We start from the raw sequence: 6,000 nt of genomic DNA on the forward strand, positions 1-6,000 counted from the left end.
TATGTTGTGATTAATAAAAGCCGCACACAGCTTTTTACAGCGATACATAAACAACACTTATCTTTTTTAATCAACTTATGGTTTATAACCGTTTGGTCTACTGACTGAATAAAAGTTGTGCTATATCTAATCGCAGTACTTGCGTGGCGTAGTCGTGTGCATAGATAAGTGGTTTGACAAAGTGATAATAGTCAGTGCGTTTAGTAACACTAAACGCGAGTCTTTTAATCAGTGGCAAATTGGCACTGAACAGATAGTAAAATGGAAAGTTGAACAGTTATGCAAAAGTTTAAATGGCGACGTATAGTACTAAAAGTAGGTAGCGCGTTAATCGCACCAGAGCAAGATGGGTGTCGTTCACGTTATTTACTGACCATTGCACAGTTCATCGTTCGTTGTCGAGCGCAAGGTATCGAAGTTATTTTAGTATCATCGGGTTCGGTAGCTGCTGGTTCGCATTTATTCCCTGAACAAGAAAAACGTTCAGTAACGATGAAAAAAGCTATGGCGGCTGCTGGTCAAACAGAAATGATGGCAATGTGGGATCGTTTCTTTGATTTTCCATCGGCACAAATTTTATTAACCCACGGTGACTTACGTGACCGTGAGCGTTACACCAGTATTCGTGAAACAGTTTTCACCTTACTAGAGCATGGTGTGTTACCGATCATTAATGAGAATGACACGGTAACAACCGATGATTTAAAAGTTGGCGACAACGATAACTTGTCGGCAATGGTTGCAGCCGCTGCGGACGCAGACGCATTGATGATCTTTTCGGACGTAGATGGTCTTTATGACAAGAACCCGAATTTACATGAGGATGCAGTGCTGCTACCTGAAATAGATAGCATTGATGAATCTATTTATGCCATGGCCGGCTGTGCAACCAGCGCAGTTGGCACAGGTGGTATGAAAACGAAGATCGAAGCGGCAGAAAAAGCCACTTCACATGGTATTACAACCTTTATCTTAAATGGTTTTAAAGAACAGACGTTTAACCGACTGTTAGAGGGTGATAACCCGGGTACTATCTTCAAACCATATGACAAACCAATGCAAGAAGCTGTGCATTGGATGACTCACACAGCAAATGAGCAAGGTGAGGTTGTCGTAGAAGGTTCGATTGATAAATCAACCGAAGATGGCTGTATTCGTAGCGATGAAATCGTTGCGGTACATGGGGAATTTGGCGTAGGCGATACTATTTTAGTCCGCAGTGATGATGGTACGCGTCTAGCAAAAGCAACAGCGAATTACAGTAGCTGTTTATTGAATTTTATTGCTGACAACGAGCAAAGTGAATTTAGCGAAAAAATGCAAGATTCAATCGGCCCAGTTGTTTCAGAGAAAGATATCGCATTATTGGAGAAGTCATGAGTTTAATTACGGATATTTCGAGTCAGGCTGCAAAAGCTGCAACCCAGTTAGCTTTACTTGATACTGCTACTAAGAATCAAGTGTTAACTGAGATGGCACAGGCATTGCGAGAAAATAAAGCCTTTATCATCAAAGAAAACGAAAGCGATTTGGCAGTAGCGCGTGATAACAACCTTGCTGCGTCTATGATTGACCGTTTAACGCTAAACGATGAGCGTATTGAAGCAATGGCTGAAGGCATTGAAGTAATTGTTAGCCTTGATGATCCTGTTGGTCAATTACGCGAAATTTCAGAGCGCCCAAACGGTATTAAGATCAGCAAGATGCGCGTACCACTTGGTGTTGTGTGTATGATTTATGAAGCACGCCCGAATGTGACGGCTGATGCTGGTGCGTTATGTTTTAAATCGGGTAATGGTGTGATTTTACGTGGTGGTAAAGAAGCACTGCGTAGTTCACAAGCCATTGCGAGTGTGATGCACAAAGTGCTTGAAAAGCATGGTTTACCTGCTGCGTTAATTTCGGTGATCCCAGATCCAGACCGTGGTCTACTTATGGAGCTGATGCAACAACGCGACACAATTGATTTAATCATCCCACGTGGTGGTGAAGGCTTAATTAACTTTGTGACAGAAAACAGCACTATCCCAGTCATTCAGCACTTTAAAGGTGTATGTCACCTTTATGTTGATAAAGACGCTGATCTGAATGTCGCAATCAATTTACTATTAAATGGTAAAACTCAGCGCACAGGTGTGTGTAATGCCTTAGAAGGTTTAGTGGTTCACCAAGATATCGCTGATGAGTTTTTAAACCTGTGTGCAGTTGTTCTTCGTCAAGAAGGCGTAAAAGTAAATGCAGATGCGAATGCTGCCGAGTATTTTGATAATGCCACTGTACTTGCTGACGACGAGTTTGGTGAAGAGTACTTAGATTTAGAAATCGCAATTAAGGTTGTGCCTGATTTTGCAGGTGCGATTGATCATATTGCTAAATTTGGTTCAAACCACACTGAAGTGATTTGTACTAAAGACCAAGCTGCGGCGCAATTATTCCAACGTAGTGTAGATGCGTCTGTGGTGATGGTTAATGCATCATCGCGTTTTTCTGATGGCTCACAATTAGGCTTAGGTGCTGAGATTGGTATCGCGACAACGAAGTTACATGCTTATGGCCCTATGGGCTTAGAATCGCTGACAACTGAAAAATACTTAGTGAATGGTGAAGGTCAAATTCGTGAGTAATCGCTAAAAAATTGTTTAAAAAGCCGGGCTTTGCTTGGGCTGATACTTTATTAGGGATCTACATATGTAGATCCCTTTTTATTTATGTACATAAAATCATAGGGTTAACATTAAAACTTACGCAAAAAAAACATTCGCGAGCAGATGTATTTTCTATATATTCAATAGCTTAAGTAGTTAATTGAAATTTTTCTAATTATTACTAGAATTGATCGCTAGGGGGATCAATGGACAGAGTAGTAATAATAGATACAGAGACAACTGGCTTGTCTCCACGCAAGGGCAAGCATCGCATTGTTAACCTTGCTGCCGTAGAAATAATTGATGGCGATATCACAGGCAGCATCTTCCACTACTTCTAAAACCCTGAAGGTAAGAAGAGTACGTCGGAAGCCCACGCGGTACACCAAATTGAAGATTCATTTTTGCTTGATAAGCCAACGTTCTGCCAAATAGCTGAAGAATTTCTAGAGTTCATAGATGGTGCACGACTTTCCTTTTACAATTCAGAATTTGATGTTGATTTCCTGCAATCAGAAATTGATCGATGTGGACTAGATATTGTCTTCAATAGAGATTACGACGTATCTTGCTTGATGAGGGATTTTGCCAATAGGGAAAACTATGGGAAATGGGTCAAATTAGATAATGCTTGCATACGTTATGGTATAGACATTACTGAAAGAAAATCACACGGTGCCGCAATAGATGCCTTTATTACAGCGGAGCTGTACCTGAAGTTTCATTATTCGAGTGACAAACCACTTGCGAAGACACCGCATCAAAATGAACGTGTCGAGCCTACAGCCTTTCCAATCCCAAGAGCCTACAAAGATCCTATCACTGGTAAAGCTATTCAGCTTAACTACTGTAAGAACCCAAACTGCCGAAACTATGGTGTAGCCGCACTTAATCCCAAACGCAAAGCTGATGGCTCTATAATGCGAGGGTTAGGTAATGATTATAGGTTTACTAAAACAAAGATAGGTCGCGTGTTAACTTGCATCATCTGCGGCACAAGTACAAAACTGATAAACAACAAAGCTTTCGTTGAAGAGTCAAATAGGCAAAAGCAAATATTTTCCAATAAAGAGATTTGTTGCCCTGATAAGAAACTTGAAACATCACGACGACGAACTAGGCCATGTCGAAATGCGGTGGTAAATTGGTTAGATAAGCCTAAGCGTTACACCTTAAGAGGCACAGTACCGTCAACAGTAGAGTCATTGAAGTATCGAGAAGCCCAAAGGATTGAATGCAATGCCTGTCACAATCCTTTCAACGTACCGTTGAACGCTGAGTATGGTCAAAAGAGAGCTGATATCAATGGAATATTGTTCAGAATGCTTATTAACAAAGGTATCGTCAACAGAATGGAAGAAATTTTGGATGTGCCTATCACTTTAATTTACCACCGTATCGAGTTTTTCTTTAACCAGTGTGTTGAGTTTGACCGTTGGCACATACAGAACAACATTCAGGCTTTAAAAGGCAAAACCCTAGAAGTTAGTATGGACAGGCAGCACTACCTGTCTAACTGGAGTGATAAGAAGGACAGTCGCCCTACGAAACTGGTAAATACTTCAACGGTAGACAATAAAACTCGATTTGTATTTGCTAGTACAGTTAACTTCGACACCACCTCAGACTGGGAAGTAATTAAAAGAGACATTAGCAGATGTAGTGATCTTAAGAAGCCTGAACACAAGAGAAGGTATGGTCAGTACGTTCTATCCAATCAAGAAGTCGAAACTGATGACGTTGATGATACCCTGCCTCTGAAAGCACCAAATAAAAATTTACTAGTGCAACAAACTTATTCTCTCATGGCACACCTTGAAGTGATAAAACAGTACGTAAATGAGGCGCGTTACACTCGTTTATTCGCAGATGCCGACGAAGGCTTTGAACTTGGTATTGGGTTAGTGATGAAAGAACAGATTGCGGCCAGCAAACTCTACCCTGTGCTTGTAAAAGCAGAAAGGAACAATGCCAGCCAAATGCAAGACAAGCGTGCCTGGTCAGAACAAGTTCTTCTTAAGCATGGGATTACTATGAGCGACATAAAGAGGGCCAAAGTTGATAGAGAAAAACTAGCTCAAATATCGCAACAATATTGGGCTGCCGAGATGCACAAACGTACTATTGAATCAGGATCGGCTAAATCAGAGTGGTTAGTTCATCCATTTCCTAAATCTAGACATTCTGTTCAAGTAAAACCATTAGTAGGCTTTCATGGCGCTATATCTGTTAGCCAAACGCTATCTGAGAATTTGTTAGATGTATCTACATATGGAGTTGATAACTACTTTCAAATGATACGCCGCCGAATCAATATGTTCGAGCGACCAATAACATCAGCCACAAACAGTAAACGATGGAATGGCTACGCTTCATACAACCCTAAATGGGCGGTTATGATTATTGAGATATTGAGGGTCTACAACAACTACGTATTGACCGACGAAAAGTCACTTAAAAACAAAGGACTGTATCAGGAAGCAACAACACCAGCTCAAAAGCTTGGCATTACAGATAAGAAATATACAATAGAAGATATTCTAGACTTTACAGTCGCGAGCAAAATTAAAAACTTACAATAAGGAAGTCAATGATTAAAGGAATAGAGAACAGAGCTAAGCTAGCTGTCGGGGTGTCGGCATTCGCTATATTAATAATGGCATTTCAATGGTCAATCATTGATTGGATAACTCCTTTCTTGATGATGCCGTTGATGCTTGTGGTATTTATTGTCTTTTTAACGGGACTCGGTTTTAGCATTTCATGTCTTTTTAAGTTCAAAGAAATTAGGTGGTTGGCAACAATTCCCTTAGCAGTCCAATTGGTTGCCCTTGCTGTACTAGAGTTTGTTCCGTTTACGAAGCTCTGGATAAATGCAGATTTCCACTTATATGAATCTCAACGTCAAGAAGTCGTCGCAAGGGTTTACTCTGGCGAGCTTGTCTCTAATGTACAACATAATTCATCGTTAATAGCACTAGGCTCTGAGTATTCAAAAATATCAATGGGCGGAAATGAGATTGTGGTTCAAGATATCGACGGTTCGAAATACGTTTTCTTCTACACCTTTAGAGGGATATTGGACAACTATTCTGGTTTTTTATATGTCCCTGACGGCGGCGACCCAAGGAGCTATGCGGATTTAGATGAAGAAGATGTAACTCAAATAATAAAATACGCAGACAATTGGTACTACACCTCACACCATTAATTACAGTAGACCTACTAACCTATTGTTTTTAATGAGGATATACCTGCTCTCGAATGTAATTTTCGACATATCTTGATGGCTAAGCATTTGATTTCACGTTGAAATAAAAAAGGGATCTGAGTATTCAGATCCCTAATAAAGTAT

At 40.4% G+C, this 6,000-nt stretch carries 3 protein-coding genes and 1 pseudogene; all 4 read left to right on the forward strand.

Annotated features, from left to right (window positions below):
• Nucleotides 1-279 precede the first annotated feature (279 nt).
• Nucleotides 280-1,380, forward strand: a complete 1,101-nt coding sequence (proB, locus tag NH153_RS04995) for a glutamate 5-kinase (RefSeq protein WP_063701634.1) — start codon at nucleotides 280-282, stop codon at nucleotides 1,378-1,380.
• Nucleotides 1,377-2,624, forward strand: a complete 1,248-nt coding sequence (locus NH153_RS05000) for a glutamate-5-semialdehyde dehydrogenase (RefSeq protein ID WP_063701636.1) — start codon at nucleotides 1,377-1,379, stop codon at nucleotides 2,622-2,624. Before proB ends, NH153_RS05000 begins: the two co-directional genes overlap by 4 nt.
• A 227-nt stretch (nucleotides 2,625-2,851) precedes the next feature.
• Nucleotides 2,852-5,227, forward strand: a pseudogene (locus tag NH153_RS05005) (exonuclease domain-containing protein).
• An 8-nt stretch (nucleotides 5,228-5,235) separates the two neighbouring features.
• On the forward strand, nucleotides 5,236-5,856 hold the full coding sequence (locus NH153_RS05010; protein ID WP_058584966.1) for a hypothetical protein: 621 nt from the start codon (nucleotides 5,236-5,238) through the stop codon (nucleotides 5,854-5,856).
• Nucleotides 5,857-6,000: the final 144 nt, after the last annotated feature.

Source organism: Pseudoalteromonas gelatinilytica, from assembly GCF_001641615.1.
Classification (GTDB): domain Bacteria; phylum Pseudomonadota; class Gammaproteobacteria; order Enterobacterales; family Alteromonadaceae; genus Pseudoalteromonas; species Pseudoalteromonas gelatinilytica.

Coding starts and splice junctions, on each gene's coding strand:
- proB (WP_063701634.1), top strand. CDS start 280: ATGCAAAAGTTTAAATGGCGACGTATAGTACTAAAAGTAGGTAGCGCG.
- NH153_RS05000 (WP_063701636.1), top strand. CDS start 1,377: ATGAGTTTAATTACGGATATTTCGAGTCAGGCTGCAAAAGCTGCAACC.
- NH153_RS05010 (WP_058584966.1), top strand. CDS start 5,236: ATGATTAAAGGAATAGAGAACAGAGCTAAGCTAGCTGTCGGGGTGTCG.